The following is a 400-nucleotide window of genomic DNA, read 5'->3' on the forward strand; positions in this document are numbered from 1 at the left end:
AGGCAGGGTCTTGAGCTGCAGCCGCCCGGTCGCGTCGCGCTGGTAACGCGTGACCCTTTGACTGCCGTCATCGCCGAACTCGGTTTTCTCCAGCAGGTGCCCGTTGAGGTCGTAGGCATAGGCCGTGCGTTGGCCGTCGAAGCCGATTTGCTGTCGGATCAGGCCGTTGGGCGTGTAGTCCAGCCGATATTTTTCGCCGGATTCGTTCTCGATTTCCGTCAGCAGCAGCCGCGCCGAGTCGTAGCGGTACTTCAGTTCGCTGCCATCGGGATTGAGACAACGGGTGATCAGGTGCAGGTCGTCGGCGTACTCGTAGCGGGTGACGCGGCCCTGTTCGTCGCGTGCTTCGGTGACCTTGCCGTAGGCGTTGTAGCGCCAGGCGCGGGTGGCGCCGTTGGGT

1 protein-coding gene is annotated in these 400 nt (G+C 63.5%); it reads right to left on the bottom strand.

Annotated elements, in window-relative coordinates:
* The coding region (locus LCU97_RS26525) for an RHS repeat domain-containing protein (protein ID WP_232778217.1) at positions 1-400 on the bottom strand (400 nt) is incomplete at both ends.

It is taken from the genome of Pseudomonas uvaldensis, from assembly GCF_021271205.1.
GTDB classification, from domain to species: Bacteria; Pseudomonadota; Gammaproteobacteria; order Pseudomonadales; family Pseudomonadaceae; genus Aquipseudomonas; species Aquipseudomonas uvaldensis.